Raw genomic sequence first — 23762 nt, 5'->3', positions numbered from 1 at the left:
CCCTGGTGCTCTCCCATCACCAGGGGGCGGGCGCCGTCGGGGCGCCTCGGGCCAGACCCCGGCCGGCTAGACCCCGGCCGGGTCGGCCCCGGCCCCGGCCGTGCCCGCTCGGGACGACCGGCGTTCCTGGCGCCGGTCCTCCCGCCGTTGCCGCCCCCGGCGCAGCGGCTGATCGGGCAGCCAGCCGAAGGTGAGGCAGGCGCCCACCAGTCCGAGCAGCATCCCGATCACGAAGCCGCCCAGGTTGGAGGTGAGCCAGCTCGCCAGCGCGGCGAGCACGGCGAGGACGGAGTAGAACAGCCGCTGAGCCGGGTTGAACAGGATCAGCAGGCCGCACAGCACCATCACCGCCGGCACCAGGTAGCCCGCCAGCCCCTGCATCCCGATGTGCAGGACGACGGGCAGCGGGGCACGCAGGGTGAACAGGATCTCGGCGCCGCCGAACAGCACCAGCAGCCCGCCCCAGAACGGCCGTTGGCCCCGCCAGTCGCGTTTGACCGGTCGGGTGGTGGCGGGAGCGGGGGCGGGAGCCGTCCCCACGGCCCCCTCCGCGACGCCCTCGCCGGAACCGGCCGGCTCCGGTACGGACTCCGTCATGGTCAGCAGCCCTGGGAGCTGAAGCTCAGCCGCAGGTTGGGCAGTTTGAACCCGACGGCGGTGCTCGCGTAGTTGTGCTGCTTGAGGTGCGTCAGCACGACGGTGTCGGCCTGCTGCCCGAAGACGCCCGGGTTGCCCTTGCCCGCGTTGCCGGCCTTGGTGTACGTGCTGGCGTCGCCGCCGATCTCGATGTTGGTGAACTCCGCGTCACCGGACAGCATGTCGGAGTCGGTGGTGAGGTCGGTGGCGGCGACGGGGGTGCCGGCGTCGCCGGCGTGGATCACCAGGTTGACGCCACCGAGGTCCACGCTCTGGCACAGGTTGGTGATCTCGGCCTTCTTGATCGCCGAGACCGCGACCAGCACCTGACCGCCGGTGGAGCCCTGGTTGGGGCTGTCGGGGATCATCGAGTCCAGGCTGCCGAACTGGGCGAAGCCCTTGCCGTCGAGCTTGTCCGCGGTGATCGTGAACGGCATGCCGCTGATGGAGAACTGGGCGGCGAGTACGCCCTGGGCGGTGAGGGCCATCAGGACGGCGCCCGCGGCGACGGCCGGAACGGCCATCCAGGCGCTGCGCTTGAGCCGTACCCGCCCTCTCCTGCTGCCGGTCGGCGTCTCCGGGGTCTCGGCCGCGGCGGCGGCGTCCTCGGACATGGCCATGTGTGCTCCCTGTTGGGTGGGTGGGATGTGCAGGCACTGGCACGGTGCCCTGGCGCGGACAGCGTTCCACGGCCCGACCGGGCCGCCCGCCCCTCGGCAGCGGGGCGGGCACGGTCAAGCCGCGCTTTGAGTAACTGGGAAGCTACTGCCCGGTAGTGGCCGGGTCAATACGGGTGCACGAAGGATCTTCACCGATCGGAAACCCGAGCCGGACGGCCGCCTGCGCCGGGCCGAGGAAGGGCGCGAGACAGAACATGCTCAACACCGGAAGGAGTTCCGGAAGTTGAACCGTCCGGCCGGAGTCGATCCGCCGGTAGAGCGCGCTGTAGACCCCGCCCACCACGGCGTCCACCAGCTCCACCACCCGCACACCGACCGGCGGTTGGGGCACCTCGGCGAAGAACGCCCGGAACCGGGTGAGGAGTTGGTCCCGCTCGCGGCGTCCGGCCGGTCCGACCGCCTCGATCTCGATCACCGCCATGGTCGCGAAAGCCGGTGTCCCCGCCAGCAGATGGAGCATCGCGCCGAGCGCCTGCCGGATCCCGGCGCACCAGTCGGACTCCGCCGCGAAGGCCGCCGCCATCCGCCGGAGCACCACTCCGGTGCCGTGCCGGTGCGCGGCCAGGAAGGCGTCCTCCTTGCCGCTGAACAGCTCGTAGAAAACCGGCCTGGTCACACCCGCCGCGCGGCAGATGTCGCTGACCGTGGCGTGCTGGTAGCCGCGCGCGGCCACCGTCTGGACCAGCCCGTCGAGCAGCCGCTCGCGCTGGGTCGCGGCCACCACGCCCGGGGGCAGCCGGCTCGGGCCGCGCTTGATGGACCGGGCCGGGTCACGACCGGCCCGCGCGCCCGGCAGCAGGATCACGTCGGCACTTCGGAGGTGTTTCCGTTCCATCACCAACTCCTGTTACCTGTATTGACATTGACGCAACATCGGGTTTACAACACTGACAGGTTTCCAACCGGTGGGCGACCCTGTCACCACCGGACGACCTCCAGGGGCTCCGGCGGCCCCGGGCGAACAGCCCGGGCCACGGGACCACGAGCGGACGCAGGCCCGCGGCGGTGGCAGCCGCCGACGTGCACTCCTGCACTCGCAGCGCACGTCCGCACCTTCACACCGCTGTGCCGTACGAGCGGGCCCGTGGCGCCGGGCCCGCCGCACCACGGCCCCGCGAAGCCCCCGGTACGCCATGCCCACGCACCTCCCCCGCCGTGCACGCCACCACACCCGCACCGCGGGCCACCCCCACCCGTCTCCGCACGGAGAGAGGTCACCCTCATGCGCTTTCGCCGTACGCTCGGTACCGCCGCCCTCGCCGCCCTCGCCTTCACCTGCGCCGCCGTCGCACCCGCCCAGGCCGACGGCTCCGCGGTGCTGACCACCGGCAGCAGCAGCGGCCCGGACGTCGCCGTCGGCGACGTCCTCACCGCCAGCCTGGTCTCGGGCACCGCCGCCACCTTCTACAGCAGTGCCAGCGGCACGAGCGGCATCAGCTGCGCCAACTCGGCCTTCTCCGCGACCGTGACGGCCAACCCGGCCGCCCCCGGCAGCGCGGTCGAGCAGCTCAACACCCAGACCTTCGGTTCCTGCTCCTCCAACGTCCTCGGCGTCACCGGCGTCAAAAGCATCACCGTCAACAACCTGCCGTTCACCAACACCGTCGGCGACGGCCCCGGCAACCCGGTCGCCCTCACCCCCGGCGCGGCCGGCGCGATGAAGACCACGGTGGTGCTCAACACCATCCTCGGCAGCATCAACTGCGTCTACCAGACCACCACCGGGATCAACGGCACCACCTCGAACACCGGCAACACCATCGGCTTCTCCTCCCAGCCGTTCAACCTGGTCTCCGGCTCGGGCCTGTGCTTCTCGACCGGCTGGTTCAGCGCCACCTACGGCCCGGTCACCGACACCTCGGTGGCGGGCAGCCCGCTCATCTTCGTCAACTGACGACCCGAGGGGCACGCACCAACTGACGTCCGATCAGGCCCCGTCGACTGACGGCCGAGACCGGCGGGAACAGACGGGCGGTGTACGGCGGCCGTGGTTGCCGTACACCGCTCCGGCGCGCCCGCGCGCCCGCCAGGTGATCCGGCAGCACGCCACGACCCCGGCCCCGCGCCGCGCCACCCCGCCGAAGCCCCGAGACAGCGAAGTGACCGGCCGGTAGGGTGCTGCCGCACGGACAGGGCGGACAGGAACGGGGCGGGCAGATGAGCGGCGACGGCACGGGGTTCTTCGCATCGGTGGCGGACACCGCCGACCAGCTGGCCGCCACCGGCTACCTGGCCTCCACCGCCGTGGCCACCACCGTCTTCCTCGCCGACCGGCTCGGCAAGCCGCTGCTGGTCGAGGGCCCCGCCGGGGTCGGCAAGACCGAACTCGCCAAGGCGGTGGCCGCGGTCGGCCGGGCCCGGCTGGTCCGGCTCCAGTGCTACGAGGGCATCGACGAGGCCCGCGCCCTCTACGAGTGGAACCACGCCAAGCAGCTGCTGCGGATCACCGCCGGCCGCGACGAGGGCTGGGACGAGGCCCGCACCGACATCTTCGGCGAGGAGTTCCTGCTCACCCGCCCGCTGCTCACCGCCATCCGCGGCGACGAGCCCACCGTGCTGCTGATCGACGAGATGGACAAGGCCGACGTCGAGGTGGAGGCCCTGCTGCTGGAGGTGCTCAGCGACTTCCAGGTCACGGTGCCCGAACTCGGCACCATCGCCGCGAGCCGCCGCCCCTTCGTGCTGCTCACCTCCAACGCCACCCGCGAACTGTCCGAGGCGCTGCGCCGACGCTGTCTCTTCCTCCACCTCGACTACCCGGACGCCGAGTTGGAGCGGCAGATCGTCCGGCTCAAGGTGCCCGGCCTGGACGACACGTTGGCCGCCTCGCTGGTCCGGGTGGTCGGCGCGCTGCGCGCGATGGACCTGCGCAAGGCGCCGTCCGTCGCCGAGACCATCGACTGGGCCCGCACCCTGCTGGCGCTCGGCGCCGACACCCTCGACGAGGCGGTCGTCCAAGAGACCCTCGGGGTGATCCTCAAGCACCAGGACGACATCCGGAAGGCCGCGCGGAAGCTCACCGTCGCATGACCACCGCCCCACCGCCGGCCGACACCGCCGCCCGGCTCACCGGCCTGGTCCGCGCGCTGCGCGGGCACGGCCTGCGGATCGGCCCCGCCGAGACGGTCGACGCGGCCGCCGTCCTCGACGTCCTCGGGCTCGCCGACCGCGAGCAGATGCGGGCCGGCCTGGCCGCCGCGCTGCTGCGCTCGGACACCCAACGGGCCGCCTTCGACGCCACGTTCGACCTGTTCTTCCCGCTCGGCGTCGGCACCCCCGAGGCCGTCCGCGCCGACCCGCCCGCACTCCCGGACGACCCCCGGCCGCCGCGCCCCGGCCGGCCCGACCCGCTGCGCGACGACCTGCGCGAGCGCCTCGCCGCCGCCCTGGCCGCCGACGACCGGGCCGCCCAGGCCCGGCTGGCCGGCGAGGTGGTGGAGGCCCTGGGCCGGTACGGCGCCGGAGCCACGCCGGCCTCGGACGGCTGGTCGGCCCACCAGGCGCTCGGCCGGCTCGCCCCCGAGACGCTGCTCGCCCGGATCCTCGCCGCCCTGCGCGAGCAGGCCACCGCCCCGGACCTGTCCGACCGCGTCCTCGCCGACGAGATCCGCCGCCGCATCCAGGACTTCCGCGCCCTGGTCGCCACCGAGGCCCGCCGCCGGGTCGCCGAACTGCGCGGCGCCGAGCGGATCGCCGAACGCGCCGTCGCACCCACCGCCGACCGGATCGACTTCCTCGCCGCCGGCCGCGACCAGCTCGCCGAACTGCGCCGCACCGTCCACCCGTTGGCCCGCAAGCTGGCCACCCGGCTGGCCGCCCGGCGCCGCCGCGCCGCACGCGGACAGATCGACCTGCGCCGCACCCTGCGCCGCTCGCTGTCCACCGGCGGGGTGCCGCTGCGCCCGGCCTACCGGCTGCGCCGCCCGGCCCGGCCGGAACTGGTACTGCTGTGCGACGTCTCCGGCTCGGTGGCCGGATTCGCCGACTTCACCATGCTGCTGGTGCAGGCGATGAGCGAACAGTTCAGCAAGGTACGGGTGTTCGCCTTCGTGAACCGCACCGCCGAGGTCACCGCCCTGCTGGCGCGCGGCGACGCCGACCCGGCCCGGCTCGCCGCCCGGATCCTCACCGAGGCCAAGGTGATGGGCCACCACGGCAACAGCGACTACGGCTCCGCCCTGGGCGAGTTCGCCGAACGGCACCTGGACGCGGTCGGCCCGCGCACCAGCGTGCTGATCCTCGGCGACGCCCGCAACAACCACCGCGACCCGAACCTGGACGCGCTGCGCCGGATCGCCGGCCGGGCCCGGCGGGTCCACTGGCTCAACCCCGAGCAGCCCGCCCTCTGGCCGACCGGCGACTCCGCCGCAGCCGCCTACGCGGGCGTCGTGGAGATGCACTCCTGCCGCAACGCCCGCCGCCTCGGCGAACTGATCGCCCGCCTGCTGCCGGTCTAGGGAGCTTCCGAGTCCGTTGCCGTGGCGGCCGAAGCCTGGGCCTACGCCTCGGCCTGAGCCTGGGCCTGCGCCTGCGCCTGCGCCTGCGCCCGGGCCTCCTCGGCCGCCACCTGCGCGGCCCTGGCGGCCAGCGGGTTGATGTCGGCCCGGCGCGCCGACTGCATGGCCGTCAGCCGCTGGACCACCACGATCGCCGCGACGGCCGCGACCAGGCGCAGCACCGAGCCGGCGGCCTCCACCCGAATGGTCTCGCGCAAGTCCCCCAGGCTGGCGAGCACCGTCACGTCCACGTGCTTCATCTTCGAGTTGGCGATCCGGTTGACCACCAGCGCGCCGATCCAGGTGGACCACCACAGGACCAGGACCTTCTCCGACACCGCGCGACGCCGTCCCTCCGCGTCCAGCGGAGCGCTCGCCCGCCAGCAGTCCACCATCAGCTGCCAGGGGAACCAGAGCAGGACGACCGGGGTGACCCAGGCCCCGATGGTCCAGCCGCGTCCGAGGCGGTGCCCGTTCGGCAGCAGCAGGTCGGCATTCTGGCGGATGCGGTAGAACCAGATGATGAACACCACGGCGGTGACCATCATCAGCGGAATGACGGCTTTGTCCAGCCCGTTCGCCAGGGAGTCCAGGGCATCGAATTCGTCAAGGCCGATGTCGCCCGAGCCGTCCACCAACCGGCCCAACAGGACATCGCCCCAGACGTCGGCCACGACCGCCGCCGCCGCCAACACCGCGTTCAACCCCAGCAGGACGTAGACCGCCACGGCAAGGCCGTTCGCCGGTCGGAGCGCCGCCGCCCAGCCCGGGGCCGCCTCCGCGCAGCCGAAGCAGCGTCGGCTCTCGGTCCCCGCGGGACGCGCCCCACACGCCACACACACCATCAGATCGTCAACTCCTGGAATCGCCGCGTGCTCGGACTCGCACGCCGGTGCCGCCAGCGCCCCGACCGGGGCGGGCGCGCCGACTCTAGGGGATCACCGACGTCTGCTGCCAGCAGGATTTCGCAGCTCAGAGGCGGTATCGCCAGATAAACGACAGATCGCGCGGGAATCGAGCCCCGGGGAACCGACTCCGGCTCACCACCCCCACCCCGCGCGCCCGTCCCGATCGAGACGGGTGTGCGGTCGACGGGCCCCGGGCGCAGGACTGGTGAAGGGGTGCGAGCGTCCCGGGGAGGTCGAACGCGGCGTCAGGCCGAGGGGACGGGCAGCAGCCGGTAGGCGTCCCCGTCCGTGAGCACGCGGCCGGCGGTGGGCGGCGCGAAGTGGGTGCCGAGCAGCAGGGTGTCCGTGTCGGCGAGGGAGCCGAGGAGCTTGCGGCGCGAGGCCTCGGACTGCCGCGGGTCGATGTCGACGCAGGCGCCGATGGCGGGGTGGGCGAGCTGGACCGGGTGGTGGATGCAGTCACCGGTGATCAGCGCCGCCTCGCCCCGGCTGGTCAGTTCGACGGCGACGTGGCCGGGGGTGTGACCGGGGGTGGGGATCAGGCGCAGGCCCGGGGCGATCTCGACACCCTCGGCCGGGACGTCGACGAGGTCCAGCAACCCGGCCCGCTCGACCGGGATCACGGAGTCGAGGAACATCTGCCTGCGCGCCTCCTCCAGGTCGTACCCGGCCCAGAACTCCCGCTCGGCGCGGGAGGTGAGGTAGCGGGCGTGGGGGAAGGTGGGGACCCAATCGCCGTTCACCTCCCGGGTGTTCCAGCCGACGTGGTCGGCGTGCAGGTGGGTGAGGATCACCAGGTCGACGGAGTCCGGGGGGAAGCCGGCGGCGGTGAGGCGCTCCAGGTAGTCGGTCCGCAGGTGGCGCCAGGCCGGGTTGGCCCGCTCCTTGCCGTTGCCTATGCCGGTGTCGACGAGGACGCGCAGCCCGCCCACGGTGAACGCGAAGCTGTGGCTGTCGAGGTGCAGGACGCCCTCGCGGTCGGCGAAGTGGGGGTGCAACCAGTCGTGGCCGGTCACCACCTCGGGGGTGGCCTCGGGCAGCAGCCAGGGCCCGGTCGCGGGTGGCAGGAGGGTCTCGTCGATGCGGTGGACGGTGACGCCGCCCACCGTCCAGACGGGGGCGGGGGCGTCGGACGTGGCGCTGGACATGGGGACTCCTCCCGTAAACGCAATCCGTTTGCGTTAAGCCATCGTAGGACCTACAGTCTGGCTAACGCAAACGGTTAGCTTTTGCTGCGGGTGCCATCTCGCGCCAGCCCCGATCAGGAGAGAACGCCCATGTCCTCCGCCGAACGCCCCTCAGGCGAACCACCCACCACCGACCTCACGCCACCCGCCACCGACCTCACGCCGCCCGAGGCCGCCCGCTGGGCCGCCCGGGCCGGGCTCCCCCTGCCCGCCGACCGCCACGACGCGGTCGCGGCCACCGCCAACCAACTGCTCTCCGTCGTCGCCGTCCTGCGGGAGCTGGACTTCGGGGACACCCCGCCCGCCAGCGCCTACCGCGCGGAAAGCCCCCACTCCACGGAAGAGGAGGAGCACGATGCAGCCGCATGAACTCTCCCTCGCCGCCGCCGCGGAGGAGATCCGGGCCCGGCGACTGTCCCCCGTCGAACTGGTGGACTCGGTCCTCGACCGCATCGAGCAGGTGGAACCGCACCTCGGCGCCTACGTCGCGGTCACCGCGGAGCGGGCGCGCCGGGCGGCCCGCGAGGCCGAGCACGAAGCGGCGCGCGGCCTGCACCGGGGGCCGCTGCACGGAGTCCCGATGGGGCTCAAGGACCTGATCGACGTCGCCGGGCTCGCCACCACGGCCAGTTCCCGGGTCCGCGCCGACCACCGCGCGCAGACCGACAGCACGGTCGCCGCCCGCCTGGCCGCGGCCGGCGCGATCCTGGTCGGCAAGACGCACACCCACGAGTTCGCCTACGGCCTGACCACCCCGCAGACCGGCAACGCCTGGGACCGCGAGCGGGTCGCCGGCGGCTCCAGCGGCGGATCCGCCGTCGCCGTCGCCGCGGGCGCCGCGACCTTCGCGCTGGGCACCGACACCGGCGGCTCGATCCGGGTGCCCGCCGCGCTCAACGGGGTCGTCGGCCTCAAACCGACCTACGGCCTCGTCCCCCGCCACGGCGTCACGTCCCTGTCCTGGTCGCTGGACCACGTCGGCCCGATCGCCCGGACCGTCGAGGACACGGCCCTCGTCCTGGACGCCCTCGCCGGACACGACCCGCGCGACCCCGCCTCGCTGGCCGCCCCCGCCGTGGACCACCGGCCGGGCGCGGGCACGGACCTGGCGGGGCTGCGCGTCGGCGTGCCGCGCAGCTACTACTTCGACCACGTCGACGCGGAGGTGGAGGCCGCCGTCCGGCGCGCCATCGGGCACCTGGAGGCACTCGGCGCACGACTCGTCGACGTCGACATCCCGATGACCCGCTACCTCCAGGCGACCCTGTGGGGGCTGGTGGCACCGGAGGCCGCCGCCTACCACGAGCACTCCCTGCGGGCGGTGCCCGAGCTGTACCAGGCGGACGTCCGCGTCCTGCTGGAGGCCGGCGAGCTGATGACCGCCGGGGACTACCTGCGCGCCCAGCGCTCCCGGACGCTCATGCGGCGGGAGTGGGCCCGGATGCTGGAGGAGGTCGACGTGATCGCCGCCCCGACCGTCCCGGTCACCGCGGTACGGGCCGACCAGGAGACCGTCACCTGGCCCGACGGCACGGTCGAGGGCGTCCCCGACGCCTATGTGCGCCTGTCCGCCCCCGCCAACATCACCGGGGTGCCCGCCCTGTCCGTCCCGGTCGGCCGGGACGCGGCGGGCCTGCCGATCGGCATGCAGCTGCTCGGCCGGCCGCTCGGGGAGCGCACGCTGCTGCGGGTCGGCCACGCCTACGAGCGGACGCAGCCCGCGCGGGCGCTCGCGCCGGCGGTCTGAGAACAGCAGGCGGGCCGGGCCGGACGGCGCCGGCCCGGCCCGGCCCGGCTCCGAGGCGAGCGCCCCGGCACCCCGGCACCCCGGCACCCCGGCACCCCGGCACCCGTAAACGCAAGGATTGTGCTTTAAGGTGTTTATCATGAGTCGCAAACAGATGGTGCGCCCCGGCGGGCGCAGCGCCCGGGTCCAGGCATCGGTGCACACCGCTGTGCGTGAACTCCTCGCCGAGGTGGGCCGCGACGCGCTGACGGTGCCGCTGGTCGCGCAGCGCGCGGGCGTCACCCCGTCGACGGTCTACCGCCGCTGGGGCGACCTCCAGGAGCTGCTGTCCGACGTCGCCGTGGAGCGCCTGCGGCCCGACGCGGCACCGGAGGACCTCGGCGACCTGCGGTCCGACCTGACGGCCTGGGCCGAGCAGTTCCTCGACGAGATGGCCTCCCCCTCGGGCCGCGCCTACATCCGCGACGCCCTGCTCGGCGACCCGGACGGCGGCAACGCCGGCCAGTGCTCGGACTACGCGGCCGAACAGGTCGACGCCGTGCTGAGCCGGGCGGGCGGCCGCGGGGAGGACACCCCCGCCGTCGAGACGGTCATGGACGGCGTCGTCGCCCCCCTGATGTACCGCATCCTCTTCCGCCCGGCCGGCCTCGACCCCGCGTACGCACGCCGGCTCGTGGCCGAACTCCTCGACCCGTACGGGGCCGGTCCGTCGAGCGGATGATCGTTCGCCGGGCGGATGATCGTTCGCCGGGCGAGGACGGGCAGCTCAAGTCATGAACGGGCAGCTCAAGTTATAAGCTGCTGCGGGACGTTCACGAGCCCGGCCGCTGGTCGGGACCTCGCCTGGGAGGAAGCGTCGTGGGGAAGAAGATCCCGGTCCGGACCGGATGCCAGAACTGTTCACGGTGCACCGGCTCGATCGGCGGCAACGCGGCCCGCAAGACGGTGCGGGGTACCGGGGTGGCGCTCGGTGCGGTGGTCACCGTCGGCCTGAGCCTCCTCTTCATCCGGAGGTGCCGCGCCTGCGACCACCCCATGGGCAGCCACCACCACCACTGATCGCGCCGCCGGACCTCCGCCGCCCGGCTCCGACCCGGCACCCGGGCCGGAGCCGGGCGGGCGTCAGGCGTCCAGGTGCTTGAGGAAGTCGAGCAGCGCCTCGTTGACCTCCGCCGGGCGCTCCTGCTGCGTCCAGTGCCCGGTGTCCGGCAGCCGGACGTGGCGGTGCAGCTTGGACACCCGGCTCAGCAGGTGGGCCAGCACCGCCGGCGGGACGAGCGCGTTCACCATGTCCTGTTCGCCGGCCACGTACAGCGCCGGCACGTCGATCGTCACGCCGTCGAAGGCGGCCATCAGTTCGGCGTTGCGGTCGATGTTCCGGTACCAGTTGAGGCCGCCGGTGAAGGCGTGCTCGCCGTGCAGGGCGTAGTCGGCCGCGAGGGCGTCGATGTCCGCCTCGGTGAGCCAGGCCGGCAGCTGCGCCGGCTCCGGGATGGTGTCCAGCAGGGCCTTGCCCTCGGGGACGACCCACGGCTGCGGCTTCCCCTCGCGGAGCAGACCACCGCCCAGGATGCGGCGGAAGCTGGACTTCACGTCGGCCGCCAGTTCGGCGTCGGCGCGGCCCGGCTCCTGGAAGTAGATCTGGTAGAAGCCCTCGCCGAAGTTCTCCCGGGACTCCCGCAGCGGCCGCGGCCCGCCGGCCAGCGGCGGCACGCTCAGCCCGGCGACCCCGCGCACCAGGTCCGGCCGCAGGGCGGCGGTGGCCCAGGCGACCGGCGCGCCCCAGTCGTGCCCGACCACGACGGCCCGCTCCTCGCCGAGTGCGCCGATCAGCGCCGTGACGTCGCCGACCAGGTGCAGCAGGGAGTACGCGTCCACCCGCTCGGGCTGCTCGCTGCGGGCGTAGCCGCGCTGGTCGGGGGCGACGACCCGGTAGCCGGCCGCGGCGAGCGGGGCGAACTGGTGGCGCCAGGAGTGCCAGCTCTCGGGGAAGCCGTGCAGCAGCAGGACCAGCGGGCCCTCGCCCTGTTCCGCGACGTGCAGACGGACGCCGTTCACCTCGACGTGGCTGTGCTTGATCGCGTCGTTCAAGTCCCGCTCCCGGTCCGGTGGAAGGGCCGGCGCATCCGTTTCGCCCCGGTCCCGCCCGGCACAACACCGCCGGGAGCGCGGGGTATTCCCACCGACCCCGGGGAAACGACCGAGGCCGCCCCGGAACTCCGGGACGGCCTCGGCACGGTGATGGAAGGTCAGTTCACCGTGTAGCTGTACGGGATCGCCGCGAGCACCGAACCGGTGGTGCCCAGGGTGTTGTTGGCGGTCGCCACCGAGCTGGGGGCGGACACCAGGTACAGCACGCCGTGGACGGTGCTGCCCTTCGGACCGGTCGGAGTGACGGTCACCTGGAGCGAGCCCTTGCCGCCCGACGGGACGGTCACCGGGTTGGCGGCCGGGGCCGAGGCGTTGACCGCCAGGGCGTACGGGTCACCGGTGCTGGAGGTCAGCGCCGGGTCGAACGCCTGGGTGTGCGCGGTCGCGGTGATGGTGGCGGTGCCGGTCGGGGCGCCGGCGGTGCCGAACGGGCCGACCTGCTGCAGGAAGGTGCCCCACACGCCGGGGAGGACCGGCTGCGAAGCGCTGCCGTTGTCGGTCACGACCGAGATGGTCGAACCGTCCTGGGCCTTCTTCAGGTCGCCGAAGAGGTCCGGCGAGCCGGTGGTGCCGGACAGCTCCAGGTGGGCCGGCGTCGAGGAGGCCGCCACCGCCTTCAGCTGGTCGGTGCCCGGCGGGACGAGGAAGGACGGCACCGCGGAGGTGAGGCTCAGCGGCAGGGTGACCGTCGCGGAGGCGCCCTGCGGCACCAGCGGGAGGTCGGTGCGGCGGTCCAGGCGGCCGTCGGCCGAGATCTTCTGGGTGGCGACGGTGTTGTTGGTGTAGTTCACCTGGACGGTCACCGGCTTGCCGGCCGCCAGCTTGGCGTGCGGGTCGTTCGGCAGGCCGGCGGCGGTGGCGACGTTCTGGTTGAACGCGACGGTGCCGGTGAAGTCCTGGGCGAGCTCCTGGCCGCTGACCGGGCCGAGCACGTTCAGGACGAACCGCCAGCGGCCGGCGGCCGGGTTGACGGTGGTGGCCGAGACGCCGGCGGTGGTGCCGGTCAGGTTGCCCTGCGCGTCGAGCAGGCCGTTGCCCTCGATGTCGATCGGGGTGCCGTTCGGGCTGATCAGCGCGCCCTGCATGAGCAGCTTCGGGTCCTTGGCGACGGTGACGCCGACCCGCAGGTCCTTCTGGCCCTTCGGGACGTCGAAGGCGTACGCGAAGCTCTGCGTCGGCGAGGCGTTGCGGCCGTTGCCACCGGTGATGGTGCCGGTGAAGGCGCCCTTGCCCTGGTTGACCGGGACGAGGCTGCGCAGCACGACCGGAACGCTGGTGGCGGTGCCGTTGGAGCTGGCGACGGTGATCGCCTGGCTGGAGTCGCCACTGGTGCCCGGGGTGGTGAGCTGGACCTTGAGGGTCTTGGTCTCACCCGGCTTCAGGTCCGCGACGCTCGGGCTGACGGCGCCGGCCGGCACCGCGCGCTGGGTGGCGGTGCCCAGCTGGACCGCGCCGTTGTAGCCGGCCTTGCCCGCCGGGGTGTACAGGACGGCGGTCCACTCGCCGGCCACCGGGTGCGGGACGTCCACCAGGCCGAAGTCGGCCGGGGTGGCGCCGCCCTGCGGACGGGTGTTGGTCTCGAAGCGGCCCGACGGGTCGAGCAGCGTCATGCGGACCACGGAGCCGTTGGTGACCGGGCTGGCCGCACCCTGCCAGGCGATCGACGCCGCGAGGCGGTCGGCGCCGGCCGGGACGGTGAACTTGACCTGCTTCTGCACCCAGGTGGCGCCGTTGGTGGCGTACTTGAAGGTGTCGGTGGAGGCCGTGTCCAGCTGGACGGTCTGCTGGTTGCTCGACTGCGGCACGAAGGTGCGGGTCGCGCCGCTGACCGTCTGCGGGGCGGAGCTGGTGTTGGTGACGGTCACGTCGGCGGTGTGGGTCGAGCCGGGGTTGCCGGCGATGTCGACCTGACCGGTGGTGACGACGACGGTCTTGCTGTCCGACGCGCCGGAGCCGGCGTGGTAGCCGCGGGCGGCCTCGACGGCGGCGCGGACGTTCAGCAGGCCGGCGCCCTGCTCCTCGGCCGGGACGCCGAGGTCCTGGGCGGTGCCGGTGATGAACTTCTTCACCAGCGCCGGGGCGGGCGACTGGCCGTTGTGGGTGTCGCGGTAGGCCTGGATGACCAGGGCCGCGGCGCCGGTGACGAACGGCGCGGCCTGGCTGGTGCCGCCGAACGACTGGATCGGCGAACCCTGGCCGCTGAAGCCGGTGCAGTCGGTGTACTTGCTGGTGTCGGGCGAGCAGAGCGCCCAGTCCGACTCGCCCGGCGCGACCAGGTCGACCGTGCGGCCGGCCTGGGTGAAGCCGCCCGAGGAGAGCGCGGAGATGCGGTTGTTGCTCCAGGTCTTGTTGGAGAACTGGGCGGCCGCGTAGCCGGTCTGCTGGTAGTTCTGGTTGTCCGTGGAGGCGCCGACCGCGATCACGTTCGGGTCGGTGGCCGGGGTGCCGATGGTGCCGCTGATGCCCGCGTCGCCGGTGGAGACGGAGACGGTGACACCGGCCTTGACGGCCTGGTCGTTGAAGAGCGAGATGGTGTCGTGCGCGCCGCTGTCCGGGGTGACGTTGCCGCCGAAGGACTCGTTCAGCACGTCGACCTTGGCGACCGAGACCGCGTAGTCGATGGACTGCAGGATCGACGAGTTCGACATGATCTCGCCGCCGGCCCGCAGGGCGACCAGCGAGGCGTCCGGGGCGAGGCCGCGGATGCGGATGTTGCAGCCGGCCGGCAGACCGCGCGAGGCGTTCACGAACTTCGAGACGTCGTAGACCTGGCGGCCCTGGGCGATGACCGCCGAGGCGTCGCCGAAGGCCTCCGCGCCACCGGTCGGCGCGTTCACGCCGTCGCCCGCGAAGTCCTGGTAGTCGACGACCGCGTGCGAGCCGTCGGCCCGGATGAAGTCCGGGTTGTTCGGGTCGAGGCCGTCCGCGATGTAGGCGACCTTGACGCCCTTGCCGGTGGCCAGGTCGGCCGCGCCGGGCTTGCCGTCGGCGCCGACGGCGTGCGTCGAGTAGAGGCCCTCCGGCTCCAGCAGCGGCTGGGACGGGTCGGACGGGCAGATCGTGTTGGTCGCGTTCTGCTCGGCGCCCTGGCCGTTGCTGCCCGAAACGGCCTGCGGGGCGGCGGCCTTGGCCGACTTGGCGCCGGCCTTGGTGTCCGCGGCGTCCTTCGCTGCCGCGGCCTTGCCGGCGGCCGGCGGCGTGACGGTGACCTGCTCGTCCGCGACGACCGAGGCGACGGCCGGGTCGGCCAGCAGCGCGGCACGCAGCGCGGGGCTCACCGTGGCCGAGAACGCGTTCCCGACCACGAAGCTCTTGATGTTGGTGCCGCCGTTGGCCTTGACCTTGTCCAGCAGCGGCGCCTGGGCGTTCGCGGCCTTCTGCTGACGGGCGCCGAGGTGGCCGCTGTCGGCCGGGGCGTCCGCTATCTGGTCCTTGAGAATCACGATCACCGGCACCGGGGTCCCGTCCGCGGACGCCACGGGGGCGTTCTGCGGGTCCGGGAGCGGAGCTGCGTTGGCACTGGACCCGAAGGTCAGGACCATGGACGCGGCGGTGACCGTGACGGCAGCCGCTAGCTGGGATTTCCGCCAGCCGATCAATGGACATCCTTTCGTCTGATGAGACGTCAGGTTGCGCGGCCCAGCGTACGCGGATCCAGGTCGGACGCGTGGTTGCTCCGGACCGCGCGTCCCGACAGCGGTCGCATTCCAGCGCATCCGACACGACCACGACAAGGGGGGAAATCCCCATTAGAAAGTAAAAAAGACCATCAGAAAGTAAAATTCACGGCAGAAATCGGGCCATGTCCGCCCCTTTTCGCTGACCAGACCCGGTCGGAACTGTCCGATCCCGGTCGGAAAAAATCGGTGGCGAACTCTGGACAGTGGCGGACCACCGCCACCTGGGACACACCGTCAGCACCGCCACACACCCTTCCCCCAGGACCCACTCTGAAACCGGACATGACAGAACGGGGACGCGTCCGCACCGGCGCTCCGGTGGCCGGAATCCCCCGGCCACCGGAGCGATCAGCACCCGATCAGCCGGCGGCCAACCGCTCCTGGGCGTCCGCCAGATCCTCGGCGGTGGGCGCGTCGTCCTGGGTCAGCCGGTGGCGCCAGTACCCGGTGAAGTCGATCGACCGCTTCGGCACGCCGCGCTCCGCCACCAGGTGGCGGCGCAGTGCCCGCACCGCGCCCGCCTCCCCCGCGAGCCAGGCGAACGGCGTGCCGGCCGGCAGCTCGGCGGACCGCACGGCCCCGGCCAGCACGACCCCGGGGGCCGCCCCGCCCCGGACCAGCCAGTGCACGGCCAGCTCGGCGCGGCCCTCCAGTGGCTGCCGCTCGGCCTCGTCCGCGACCTCGACGAACGCGAGGGCCCGGACCCCGGCGGGCAGCGCCTCGACCAGCGTCGCGATCGCCGGCAGTGCCGACTCGTCCCCGGCCAGCAGCACCCAGTCGGCAGCGGCGGCGGCCTCGGCGAGCGGGACCGGCGGGGCGTACAGCGCCGAGGGGCCGACCATCCCGAGCCGCTGCCCGGGCTCCGCGCGCTCCGCCCAGGCGGCGGCCGGGCCGGTGTCACCGTGCAGCACGAAGTCGATCTCGACCAGCCGGGTGCCGGGCCGGCGGCGCCGGAGGGTGAAGCTGCGCAGCAGCGGGCGCCGGGCCTCGGGGATCGCCAGGTACGCCTGGTACCAGCTCATCGGGTCGTCGCTCTGCGCGGGCAGTTCGGGCACCGTTTGGCCGGGGCGGGGGAAGCATAGCTTCACCTGCTGGTCGGGCGCCGTGCCCACGGAGTCCGCCAGGGCCTCGGCCTCGAAGGTGACCCGGGCGGTGCGCGGCGTGATCCGGCGGACCTCGACGACCTCGACGAAGGTGACGGGCAGTGTCATCGAAAAACCCCTTCGGTTGATAACCTTACGGCATAAAGAGTTGTCGCGGCCGAGGATACTTTACGCCATAAGGAGTTGCTGCATGGTCGTCTACGCCGGACAGGGCGACGCCCACCGGTCCCTGTCCCTGCTCTGGGGCACACCACCGCAACCGCACGCCGGGCGCAGCGGCCCCAAACCGGGCCTCAGCGTCGACGCGATCGTCTCCGCCGGCATCGCGGTCGCCGACGCGGACGGCATGGCGGCGCTATCGATGCGCGCCGTCGGCGAACGACTCGGCCGCACCGCCATGGCCCTCTACACCTACGTCCCGGGCAAGGCCGAAGTCCTCGACCTGATGCACGACCGGGCACTCGGCGAACTAGGGCTGGACGTCGCAGACTTGGACGGCTGGCGACCCGCCGTCACCGCCTGGGCCGAGGAACTGTACGCCTGCTACCTGCGCCACCCCTGGATCCTCCAGGTCTCGCAGGCCCGCCCGGTGCTCGGACCGGCCGAACTCGCCGCCATGGAAGGCCTGTTGCGCGCCCTGCAACCGGCCGCCCTCGCACCCGCGCGGCTGCACGGCGTCGTCGCGGCGCTCTGGCAGTTCGTCCGCGGCACGGCCGCCGTGGCCGCCGAATCGCGCGGCGCCGCCGCCGCGACCGGCATCGCCGACGAGGACTGGTGGACCACCCGATCCGCCCGACTCGCCGAACTGGCACCGGACTTCACCGACCGCTTCCCCCTGCTCACCGCCCTCCAGGGCGCCGGCGACGGCACGCCGCAGGACCGCGACCTGGCGGCCTTCCGCACCGGGCTCGCCGTCCTGCTCGACGGTGTGGCGGCCTCGGGGGCGGGGGCTGATCAGGGCTCCGAACAGGGCTCCGATCGGGACGCGGATCAGGCCTTGGGCTGAACCGCTGATCAGCCTCGGCGGGCCGCCGGGATCGCCAGCAGGATGCCGAGCACCAGCAGAGTGGCGTACCCGGCGGTCTCATGGCCGTCCGGAACCAGGAAACGGACGAAGCCGAACAGCCGGAAGCCCCCCAGCCAGTCCGCCGCCAGGCCGGACCCGCCGCCGAGGATCAGCACGAAACCGAGATAGCCGAGCAGCGTCTTCATACCCCGAGCCTAGGCAGCTCCCGGCGCCCGGGAATCCGACTTTCGGCGCGACCCGGGGATGACCAAAGTCGTCCCGTCGCCTTCCCCCGGCCGTCCCGGCGCCGTGCCGCCCGGGGTCCGGACCGCCGTACCGCCCGGGATCCGTGCCACCCGGGATCCGGACGGAGCAGCAGGCGCGGCGGCCCGGCGGCGCCCCGGGTACGTTCGCCGTGTGCAGCAGATGCCACAGCATGTCAGCAGAGTGGCGGCGGCCGCCGCGGTGTCCACCCTGATGCTCGCCGCCGGCGCCCCGACCGCCCCCGGGCAGGACGCCGCCGGTGCGATCGGCGGCGAACGGCTCGGCCAGTCCACCGTCCAGGTCGCTCCGCTGGCCGGGGCGCCCGCGCTGCCGCCCACGTTGACCGGGCGGTCCTGGCTCATCGCCGACGCCGGCACCGGCGAGGTCCTCGCGGCCCACAACGCCCACCTCCAGCTCCCCCCGGCCAGCACCCTGAAGATGCTCTTCGCGGACACCGTGCTGCCCAAGTTCGACCGCACGACGGAGCACAAGGTCACCACGGCCGAACTGGCCAACGTCGGCGCCGGCAGCAGCCTCGTCGGCGTCAAGGAGGACCTGCCGTACCGCGTCGAAGACCTCTGGCGGGGCGTCTTCCTCAGCTCCGGCAACGACGCCGTCCACGTCCTCGCGCACATGAACGGCGGCCTCCAGCAGACCGTCGCCGAGATGCAGGCCCGCGCCCAGGCCCTGCAAGCCCGCGACACCAAGGTGGTCTCCCCCGACGGCTACGACATGGACGGCCAGGTCTCCTCCGCCTACGACCTCACCCTGTTCGCCCGCGCCGGGCTGCGCAACGCCGACTTCCGCTCCTACTGCTCCACCCGCACCGCGCACTTCCCCGGCGGACTCGACAAGCTCACCGGGCAGCGCACCAGCTTCGACATCGCCAACACCGACCGGCTGCTCGGCAAGTACCAGGGCCTGATCGGCGTCAAGAACGGCTACACCACCAACGCGGGCGCCACCTTCACCGGCGCCGCCCAGCGCGGCGGCCGCACCCTGCTGGTGACGGTGATGCACCCCGACACCCAGACCCGGGTCTACGACGAGGCGGCCGAGCTGCTCGACTGGGGCTTCGCAGCGGCCGACAAGGTCCAGCCGGTCGGGCAACTGGTGGAGGACACCGCCGCCGCCCACCCGGCCACCATCACCGGCCGGGCCGGCGCCGCCTCGTCCGCCGCCCCCGCCGCCACCGCCGGCCAGGCGCACCCGCAGGCCGTCCGGGGCAACGACCCCGGCCTCGCCCCGGCCGCCTGGACGGCCATCGCACTCGGCGCCGTCCTCGCCCTGTGGGCCGCCGCGCGCACCGCCGCCCGCCGCCGCGCCGCACTCGCCGCCGACCCGGCCGCGCTCCCCGACCCGGGCGCCACCGCCCTCGGCGGGCACCGCCACCACGGGCTGGCCCGCCGGGCCCGGGCCCTGGTCAGGCACGCCTTGCCGCGCGCCCGGCGGGAATGATCAGGCACGCCCTAGACTTCCGGCCATGACCACGCCCGACCCCGTTCCCTCCGACCGGCTCGCCCGGATCGTCAGCCTCTCCTCCGGGAGCTACCTGCTCGTCACCACCTACAAGAAGGACGGCACCACCGTGCCGACCCCCGTGTGGGTGGTGCGCGACGGCGAGGCGCTCGGCGGCTGGACCGTCGCCGACACCTGGAAGGTCAAGCGGATCCGCAACCGCGCGGACGTCCTGGTGGGCCCCTGCGACGTCAAAGGCCGGCCGACCGGCGAGCAGTACCCCGCCACCGCCGAGATCCTCGGCCCCGAACGCACCGCCGCCTACCGCACCCTGCTGCGCCAGAAGTACGGCCTGCTCGGTGTGCTCACCCTGCTCGGCAGCCGCCTGCGCCGCGGCGAGCGCGGCACCGTCGGCATCCGGATCACCCTCACCTGACGCACCACCCGGCTGACGGGGCCCCGGTGGGTTCGCCCGGCGGCCCCGCCGGCCCGGTCACTCGCCGGGCCGGCCCTGGGAAAGGCGTGACGAGGAAGGGCGTGGGAGAGGCCATGGAGGACAGGGACGCGAACGGGACCCGGGGCGGGCTGCCGCTGCTGGTGGTGGACGGGGCCAACGTGGTCGGGTCGGTGCCCGACGGGTGGTGGCGGGATCGGCGGGGCGCCGCCGAGCGGCTGCGGGACGCGCTGGTCGCCGTCGCCGGGCAGGGCCTGCCGGAGCGGCCCGGGCCGCTGGAGGTGGTGCTGGTCGTGGAGGGCGCGGCCCGGGGCGTGGACGGACTGCCCGAGGTGCGGGTGGTCGCGGCGGCCGGCAGCGGTGACGACCGGATCGTCGAGCTGGTCCGGGCGGCCAGGGCCGAACAGCCGGACCGGGACTGCCTGGTCGTCACCGCCGACCGCGAACTGCGGGCCCGGGTCGGCGCGCTGGGCGCGGCGGTCACCGGGCCGCGCAGCGTGCGGCGTTAGGACCGGTCCCGTTCAGTCCCGTTCAGCTCCGTTCGGTCCCGTTCAGTCCCGTCGCGCGCGCGGCAGGACCGAACGGGACCCGCTCCGGGGCGCGGCGGGGTCAGTCCGCCTGGGTGGCGTACATGCCCCAGTGGATCGTCTGGTCGGAGGCGGTCACCGTGAACAGGAGGTCCCGGCCGGGCCGGGCGGGGATCTCCACCGAGCCGGTGCCGGTCGCGCCGACCGGGCACTGGACCGTGAAGTCGGCCGGCGCCAGGCCGGCGACGTGGACCTGGACCGAGCCGCCGCCCTGGCAGCCCACCGTCACGGTGAAGGGCTGCGAGGGGTTGACGGAGGCCGTCACCGCGCCGCCGTCGCCGATCCAGTCCGGGATCCAGATCAGGCCCGTCTCCCCCGGGTACGGCAGGATCTCCCCCGTCCCCATGCCGCTCTGGACCGCAGCCGGGCCCGGCTGCGCCGAGGCCGTCCCGGCGACCGCCAGTACCGCCGCCAGCGCGGCCGCGCTTGCGGCCAGCATCCGCTTCCCCGTACGTGTCATCGCTACTCCCCGCTGCGTTGACCATCCGTCCGGCCGCACGAGCTCTCGCGGCCGGGCCGGGTGCCGGTCTTCGGCACACGAAGGGATCTTATGACGATCAGATTTCAACAGGGGCGGATTCGCCCGGACCCCGGGCCATGACCCGGATCACGGGCCGGAACGGCCCCGGGGCCGAACGCGTAGGCGCCTCCCGGAACCGACCACGGGCACCGGCACCTAGTTGACGGGTAGTAGCCGGGACCCAGCGCATCGGGAGGCGCCGTCCCGGACGCTACCTGGTCACATCGGGTGCGTCATCCGAATTAATCCGGGCCCGGAGCCTGCCGTATGGGTCCCGCCGGGCCCGCGGTGCCGGGGCGCGCCCCACCGGTTCGGACCGTACGGGAACCAACCGCGCCCGCCGTCCGACTGCTGGGGGGTGAGTGCGAAGTCGCCGGGTGTCCGGCCCTTGAGTGTGCTGGCGGGGTTCGCCCTGCTGCTGGTGGTGGTGTTCGTGGTGGCGTATGCGGTGGGACGGCAGGCGGGCCCGGTGTCTCCCGGGCTGACGCCCGGGGGCGGCGCGTCGCCCGGGGCGCCCGGGATGGGCGGGCACGACATGGGCGGGATGCGATGAGCCCCGTTGCGGGGGCCGACGCCGGGGCCCTGGTGAGCACCGATCTGGCGGTCGGCGGGATGACCTGCGCGGCCTGCGTGGGCCGGGTGGAGAAGCGGCTGGCCCGGATCGACGGAGTGACGGCCGGGGTGAACCTGGCGACCGGTCGGGCCCGGGTGCTGCACCCGGCCGGGGTGCCGGTCGCAGAGCTGGTGGCGGCCGTCGAACGGGCGGGCTACACCGCCGAGTTGGCGCCCGCAGGGGCGGGCGTCGGACTGCCGGACGAGGAGCCGGCGGAGCGCCGGCGACTGCTGGTGACGACCCTGCTGGCCGTCCCGGTGGTGGTGCTGTCGATGGTGCCGTCACTGCAGTTCCCCGCCTGGCAGTGGGTCTGCTTCGCGCTGGCCGTCCCGGTGGTCACCTGGGGGTCGGCCGGGTTCCACCGCCGGGCCTGGCAGGGGCTGCGGCACGCGGCGGCCACCATGGACACCCTGGTCAGCCTGGGGGTGGTGGCGTCCTTCGGCTGGTCCGCGTACGCGCTGGTGTTCGGCGGCGCCGGGGAGGTCGGCATGCGGATGCCGTTCTCGCTGACCGCGGACGGCGGCGGCGCGGCGCACGTCTACCTGGAGGCGGCGGTCGGGGTGCCGCTGTTCGTGCTGGCCGGGCGGCTGCTGGAGGGCCGGGTGCGGCGGCGCAGCGGTTCCGCGCTGCGGGCGCTGGCCGAACTCGGCGCGAAGCAGGTGTGCGTCCGGGACGGCGGGACCGGCGAGGAGCGCCTGGTACCGATCGAACTGCTGCTGCCCGGGCAGGAGTTCGTGGTGCGGCCGGGCGAACGGGTGGCCACCGACGGGGTGGTGGTCGAGGGCGGTTCGGCGCTCGACCTGAGCCTGCTGACCGGGGAGAGCGTGCCGGTGGAGGTCGGCCCCGGGGACGCGGTGGCCGGCGCGACCGTCAACGTCGGCGGCGCGCTGGTGGTACGGGCGACGGCCGTCGGCGCCGACACCCAACTCGCCCGGATCACCGCACTGGTGGCGGACGCCCAGGCCGGCAAGGCCCGGGCGCAGCGCCTCGCCGACGCGGTGGCCGGGGTGTTCGTGCCGTGCGTGCTGGCGGGCGCGGTGTGCGTGCTGGGCTTCTGGCTCGGCGCGGGCGCAGCCCCCCAGGCGGCGGTGACGGCGGCGGTCGCGGTCCTGGTGGTCGCCTGCCCGTGCGCCCTGGGCCTGGCCACCCCGACGGCACTGCTGGCGGCGACCGGGCGGGGCGCGGAGCTGGGCGTGCTGGTGCGCGGCCCGGAGGTGCTGGAGAGCCTGCGCCGGGTCGACACCGTGGTGCTGGACAAGACCGGGACGCTGACCACCGGGCGGATGGAACTGGCGACGGTGACGGTCGCCCAGGGCTTCGACGCGGGGCTCGACTCGGAGCTCGACGAAGGGCCCGACTCGGGGCTCGACTCGGGACTCGACGAGAGTGCGGTGCTGCGGCTGGCCGGCGCGGTGGAACACCGCTCGGAGCACCCGATCGGGCGGGCCGTGGCGGCGGCCGCGCGGGAGCGCTGCGGTCCGCTGCCTGCGGTGGACGGCTTCGCGGCCGCCACCGGGGTCGGGGTGTCCGGGGTGGTCGAGGGCCGGGGCATACGGGTGGTCCGCCCGGACGGCACGGCGCAGCCGCTGCCCGCCGACCTCGCGGACGCGGTCACCGCCGCCTCGGACACTGGCCGCACGGCCGTGGTGGTCGAGCTGGACGGGCGGGCCGCAGCCGTGCTCACCGTCGGCGACACGCTGCGCTCGGGCAGCTGGCGGGCGCTCCACCGGCTGCGCGGAATGGGGCTGGAGACCGTCCTGCTGACCGGCGACGGCCCGGGCGCGGCCCGGGCGGTGGCGCGCGAGCTGGGCATCGAACGGGTGCACGCCGCGGCCTCACCGGAGGGCAAGGCCGCGGTGGTGGCCGAGCTGCGGGGCGCCGGGCGGACGGTCGCGGTGGTCGGCGACGGCGTCAACGACGCGGTGGCACTGGCCTCGGCGGACCTCGGGGTGGCGCTGGCCTCGGGCAGCGACGCCGCGATCGGCGCGGCCGGACTGACCCTGGTGCGCGGCGACATCGAGGCGGTGGTGGACGCCGTCCGGCTGGCCCGACGGACCCTCGGCACGATCCGGGCCAACCTGCTGTGGGCCTTCGGCTACAACGTGGTGCTGATCCCGCTGGCGGCCGTCGGCCTGCTCAACCCGATGCTGGCGGCGGTGGCGATGTCGCTCAGCTCACTGTTGGTGGTCGGCAACAGCCTGCGGCTGCGCACCTGGCAGCCCGGACGGGGCGCCTCGGCGGCCCGGAAGGGGGCCCGGCGATGAGCGGGGCG

At 73.9% G+C, this 23762-nt stretch carries 22 protein-coding genes; 12 read left to right on the top strand and 10 right to left on the bottom strand.

The genetic code is table 11. The annotated features are described in order from the left end of the window. Positions 1 to 66: 66 nt before the first annotated feature. The 3 genes from ACFV6I_RS08795 to ACFV6I_RS08785 all read right to left on the bottom strand — a co-directional run bounded on the left by ACFV6I_RS08795 (position 67) and on the right by ACFV6I_RS08785 (position 2151). On the bottom strand, positions 67 to 597 hold the full coding sequence (locus ACFV6I_RS08795; RefSeq protein WP_244293257.1) for a DUF6114 domain-containing protein: 531 nt from the start codon (positions 595 to 597) through the stop codon (positions 67 to 69). Between the two features lie 2 nt (positions 598 to 599). Then, a complete protein-coding gene (locus tag ACFV6I_RS08790) occupies positions 600 to 1256 on the bottom strand; it encodes a DUF6230 family protein (RefSeq protein ID WP_063346148.1) in 657 nt (218 codons plus the stop codon). A 142-nt stretch (positions 1257 to 1398) separates the two neighbouring features. After that, complete coding sequence (locus ACFV6I_RS08785; RefSeq protein WP_063346149.1) at positions 1399 to 2151, bottom strand: TetR/AcrR family transcriptional regulator; 753 nt, start codon at positions 2149 to 2151, stop codon at positions 1399 to 1401. Between the two features lie 387 nt (positions 2152 to 2538). On the opposite strand from ACFV6I_RS08785, the gene ACFV6I_RS08780 reads away from it, so the two are divergent. The 3 genes from ACFV6I_RS08780 (at position 2539) to ACFV6I_RS08770 (ending at position 5773) form a co-directional block, all read left to right on the top strand. Then, positions 2539 to 3210: a hypothetical protein gene (locus tag ACFV6I_RS08780; RefSeq protein ID WP_063346150.1), complete on the top strand. Its 672-nt coding sequence runs from the start codon at positions 2539 to 2541 to the stop codon at positions 3208 to 3210. A gap of 263 nt (positions 3211 to 3473) precedes the next feature. Continuing rightward, positions 3474 to 4346, top strand: coding sequence for an AAA family ATPase (locus tag ACFV6I_RS08775; protein ID WP_380371543.1), 873 nt, complete (start codon positions 3474 to 3476; stop codon positions 4344 to 4346). Then, positions 4343 to 5773: a VWA domain-containing protein gene (locus ACFV6I_RS08770; RefSeq protein ID WP_380424010.1), complete on the top strand. Its 1431-nt coding sequence runs from the start codon at positions 4343 to 4345 to the stop codon at positions 5771 to 5773. Before ACFV6I_RS08775 ends, ACFV6I_RS08770 begins: the two co-directional genes overlap by 4 nt. Before the next feature lie 41 nt (positions 5774 to 5814). Here ACFV6I_RS08770 and ACFV6I_RS08765 read toward each other — a convergent pair whose 3' ends face one another. Beyond that, the gene (locus tag ACFV6I_RS08765; protein WP_380424009.1) at positions 5815 to 6540 is read right to left on the bottom strand and encodes a DUF4328 domain-containing protein; all 726 of its coding nucleotides are present in this window, start codon (positions 6538 to 6540) and stop codon (positions 5815 to 5817) included. Positions 6541 to 6965: 425 nt separating this feature from the next. Next, the gene (locus tag ACFV6I_RS08760) at positions 6966 to 7868 is read right to left on the bottom strand and encodes an MBL fold metallo-hydrolase (protein WP_380424008.1); all 903 of its coding nucleotides are present in this window, start codon (positions 7866 to 7868) and stop codon (positions 6966 to 6968) included. Between the two features lie 129 nt (positions 7869 to 7997). Between ACFV6I_RS08760 and ACFV6I_RS08755 the strand changes: the two genes are divergently transcribed. From ACFV6I_RS08755 to ACFV6I_RS08740, 4 genes are all read left to right on the top strand, one after another. Further along, positions 7998 to 8276 carry a hypothetical protein gene (locus tag ACFV6I_RS08755; protein WP_380424007.1) on the top strand — a complete coding sequence of 93 codons (279 nt, stop codon included), beginning with the start codon at positions 7998 to 8000 and terminating at the stop codon, positions 8274 to 8276. Then, the gene (locus tag ACFV6I_RS08750) at positions 8263 to 9654 is read left to right on the top strand and encodes an amidase (protein WP_380424006.1); all 1392 of its coding nucleotides are present in this window, start codon (positions 8263 to 8265) and stop codon (positions 9652 to 9654) included. Before ACFV6I_RS08755 ends, ACFV6I_RS08750 begins: the two co-directional genes overlap by 14 nt. 139 nt (positions 9655 to 9793) lie before the next feature. Next, positions 9794 to 10375, top strand: coding sequence for a TetR/AcrR family transcriptional regulator (locus ACFV6I_RS08745; RefSeq protein ID WP_380344857.1), 582 nt, complete (start codon positions 9794 to 9796; stop codon positions 10373 to 10375). 137 nt (positions 10376 to 10512) lie between these two features. After that, positions 10513 to 10713, top strand: a complete 201-nt coding sequence (locus ACFV6I_RS08740) for a hypothetical protein (RefSeq protein WP_063346158.1) — start codon at positions 10513 to 10515, stop codon at positions 10711 to 10713. 63 nt (positions 10714 to 10776) lie between these two features. On the opposite strand, the gene ACFV6I_RS08735 is transcribed toward ACFV6I_RS08740, so the two are convergent. The 3 genes from ACFV6I_RS08735 to ACFV6I_RS08725 form a co-directional block, all read right to left on the bottom strand. After that, the gene (locus tag ACFV6I_RS08735) at positions 10777 to 11745 is read right to left on the bottom strand and encodes an alpha/beta fold hydrolase (RefSeq protein WP_380424005.1); all 969 of its coding nucleotides are present in this window, start codon (positions 11743 to 11745) and stop codon (positions 10777 to 10779) included. 158 nt (positions 11746 to 11903) lie between these two features. After that, positions 11904 to 15254: a S8 family serine peptidase gene (locus ACFV6I_RS08730; RefSeq protein ID WP_380424004.1), complete on the bottom strand. Its 3351-nt coding sequence runs from the start codon at positions 15252 to 15254 to the stop codon at positions 11904 to 11906. A gap of 590 nt (positions 15255 to 15844) precedes the next feature. Then, positions 15845 to 16696 (bottom strand): siderophore-interacting protein, encoded by an 852-nt coding sequence (locus tag ACFV6I_RS08725; RefSeq protein ID WP_380424003.1) that lies wholly within the window; start codon positions 16694 to 16696, stop codon positions 15845 to 15847. A gap of 82 nt (positions 16697 to 16778) precedes the next feature. Here ACFV6I_RS08725 and ACFV6I_RS08720 point away from each other — a divergent pair, with 82 nt between their 5' ends. Next, complete coding sequence (locus tag ACFV6I_RS08720; protein ID WP_380424002.1) at positions 16779 to 17594, top strand: TetR/AcrR family transcriptional regulator; 816 nt, start codon at positions 16779 to 16781, stop codon at positions 17592 to 17594. A gap of 8 nt (positions 17595 to 17602) precedes the next feature. Here ACFV6I_RS08720 and ACFV6I_RS08715 read toward each other — a convergent pair whose 3' ends face one another. Then, positions 17603 to 17800: a hypothetical protein gene (locus ACFV6I_RS08715; protein ID WP_363373336.1), complete on the bottom strand. Its 198-nt coding sequence runs from the start codon at positions 17798 to 17800 to the stop codon at positions 17603 to 17605. Positions 17801 to 18020: 220 nt separating this feature from the next. On the opposite strand from ACFV6I_RS08715, the gene ACFV6I_RS08710 reads away from it, so the two are divergent. The 3 genes from ACFV6I_RS08710 to ACFV6I_RS08700 all read left to right on the top strand — a co-directional run bounded on the left by ACFV6I_RS08710 (position 18021) and on the right by ACFV6I_RS08700 (position 20279). Beyond that, positions 18021 to 19316 carry a D-alanyl-D-alanine carboxypeptidase family protein gene (locus ACFV6I_RS08710; RefSeq protein ID WP_380424011.1) on the top strand — a complete coding sequence of 432 codons (1296 nt, stop codon included), beginning with the start codon at positions 18021 to 18023 and terminating at the stop codon, positions 19314 to 19316. A gap of 25 nt (positions 19317 to 19341) precedes the next feature. After that, positions 19342 to 19752 carry a PPOX class F420-dependent oxidoreductase gene (locus tag ACFV6I_RS08705; RefSeq protein WP_380424001.1) on the top strand — a complete coding sequence of 137 codons (411 nt, stop codon included), beginning with the start codon at positions 19342 to 19344 and terminating at the stop codon, positions 19750 to 19752. A 113-nt stretch (positions 19753 to 19865) separates the two neighbouring features. After that, positions 19866 to 20279, top strand: a complete 414-nt coding sequence (locus ACFV6I_RS08700; RefSeq protein ID WP_063346166.1) for a hypothetical protein — start codon at positions 19866 to 19868, stop codon at positions 20277 to 20279. 100 nt (positions 20280 to 20379) lie between these two features. Here ACFV6I_RS08700 and ACFV6I_RS08695 read toward each other — a convergent pair whose 3' ends face one another. Beyond that, complete coding sequence (locus tag ACFV6I_RS08695) at positions 20380 to 20817, bottom strand: hypothetical protein (RefSeq protein WP_380424000.1); 438 nt, start codon at positions 20815 to 20817, stop codon at positions 20380 to 20382. Between the two features lie 609 nt (positions 20818 to 21426). On the opposite strand from ACFV6I_RS08695, the gene ACFV6I_RS08690 reads away from it, so the two are divergent. Further along, entirely contained in the window at positions 21427 to 23754 is a 2328-nt protein-coding gene (locus ACFV6I_RS08690; protein WP_380423999.1) for a heavy metal translocating P-type ATPase, read from the top strand. Positions 23755 to 23762 lie beyond the last annotated feature (8 nt).

The organism is Kitasatospora sp. NPDC059803, from assembly GCF_042732255.1.
GTDB lineage: Bacteria > Actinomycetota > Actinomycetes > Streptomycetales > Streptomycetaceae > Kitasatospora.
Note: the sequence above shows the minus strand (reverse complement) of the source record. Positions and strands in the feature narration are given on the sequence as shown.

Bases quoted from the DNA above. Each gene is read 5' to 3' on its own strand.
- ACFV6I_RS08695 (WP_380424000.1), bottom strand. From the start codon at position 20,817: ATGACACGTACGGGGAAGCGGATGCTGGCCGCAAGCGCGGCCGCGCTG.
- ACFV6I_RS08745 (WP_380344857.1), top strand. From the start codon at position 9,794: ATGAGTCGCAAACAGATGGTGCGCCCCGGCGGGCGCAGCGCCCGGGTC.
- ACFV6I_RS08770 (WP_380424010.1), top strand. From the start codon at position 4,343: ATGACCACCGCCCCACCGCCGGCCGACACCGCCGCCCGGCTCACCGGC.
- ACFV6I_RS08700 (WP_063346166.1), top strand. From the start codon at position 19,866: ATGGAGGACAGGGACGCGAACGGGACCCGGGGCGGGCTGCCGCTGCTG.
- ACFV6I_RS08690 (WP_380423999.1), top strand. From the start codon at position 21,427: ATGAGCCCCGTTGCGGGGGCCGACGCCGGGGCCCTGGTGAGCACCGAT.
- ACFV6I_RS08775 (WP_380371543.1), top strand. From the start codon at position 3,474: ATGAGCGGCGACGGCACGGGGTTCTTCGCATCGGTGGCGGACACCGCC.
- ACFV6I_RS08780 (WP_063346150.1), top strand. From the start codon at position 2,539: ATGCGCTTTCGCCGTACGCTCGGTACCGCCGCCCTCGCCGCCCTCGCC.
- ACFV6I_RS08790 (WP_063346148.1), bottom strand. From the start codon at position 1,256: ATGGCCATGTCCGAGGACGCCGCCGCCGCGGCCGAGACCCCGGAGACG.
- ACFV6I_RS08785 (WP_063346149.1), bottom strand. From the start codon at position 2,151: ATGGAACGGAAACACCTCCGAAGTGCCGACGTGATCCTGCTGCCGGGC.
- ACFV6I_RS08760 (WP_380424008.1), bottom strand. From the start codon at position 7,868: ATGTCCAGCGCCACGTCCGACGCCCCCGCCCCCGTCTGGACGGTGGGC.
- ACFV6I_RS08750 (WP_380424006.1), top strand. From the start codon at position 8,263: ATGCAGCCGCATGAACTCTCCCTCGCCGCCGCCGCGGAGGAGATCCGG.
- ACFV6I_RS08710 (WP_380424011.1), top strand. From the start codon at position 18,021: ATGCCACAGCATGTCAGCAGAGTGGCGGCGGCCGCCGCGGTGTCCACC.
- ACFV6I_RS08705 (WP_380424001.1), top strand. From the start codon at position 19,342: ATGACCACGCCCGACCCCGTTCCCTCCGACCGGCTCGCCCGGATCGTC.
- ACFV6I_RS08715 (WP_363373336.1), bottom strand. From the start codon at position 17,800: ATGAAGACGCTGCTCGGCTATCTCGGTTTCGTGCTGATCCTCGGCGGC.
- ACFV6I_RS08720 (WP_380424002.1), top strand. From the start codon at position 16,779: ATGGTCGTCTACGCCGGACAGGGCGACGCCCACCGGTCCCTGTCCCTG.
- ACFV6I_RS08795 (WP_244293257.1), bottom strand. From the start codon at position 597: ATGACGGAGTCCGTACCGGAGCCGGCCGGTTCCGGCGAGGGCGTCGCG.
- ACFV6I_RS08725 (WP_380424003.1), bottom strand. From the start codon at position 16,696: ATGACACTGCCCGTCACCTTCGTCGAGGTCGTCGAGGTCCGCCGGATC.
- ACFV6I_RS08755 (WP_380424007.1), top strand. From the start codon at position 7,998: ATGTCCTCCGCCGAACGCCCCTCAGGCGAACCACCCACCACCGACCTC.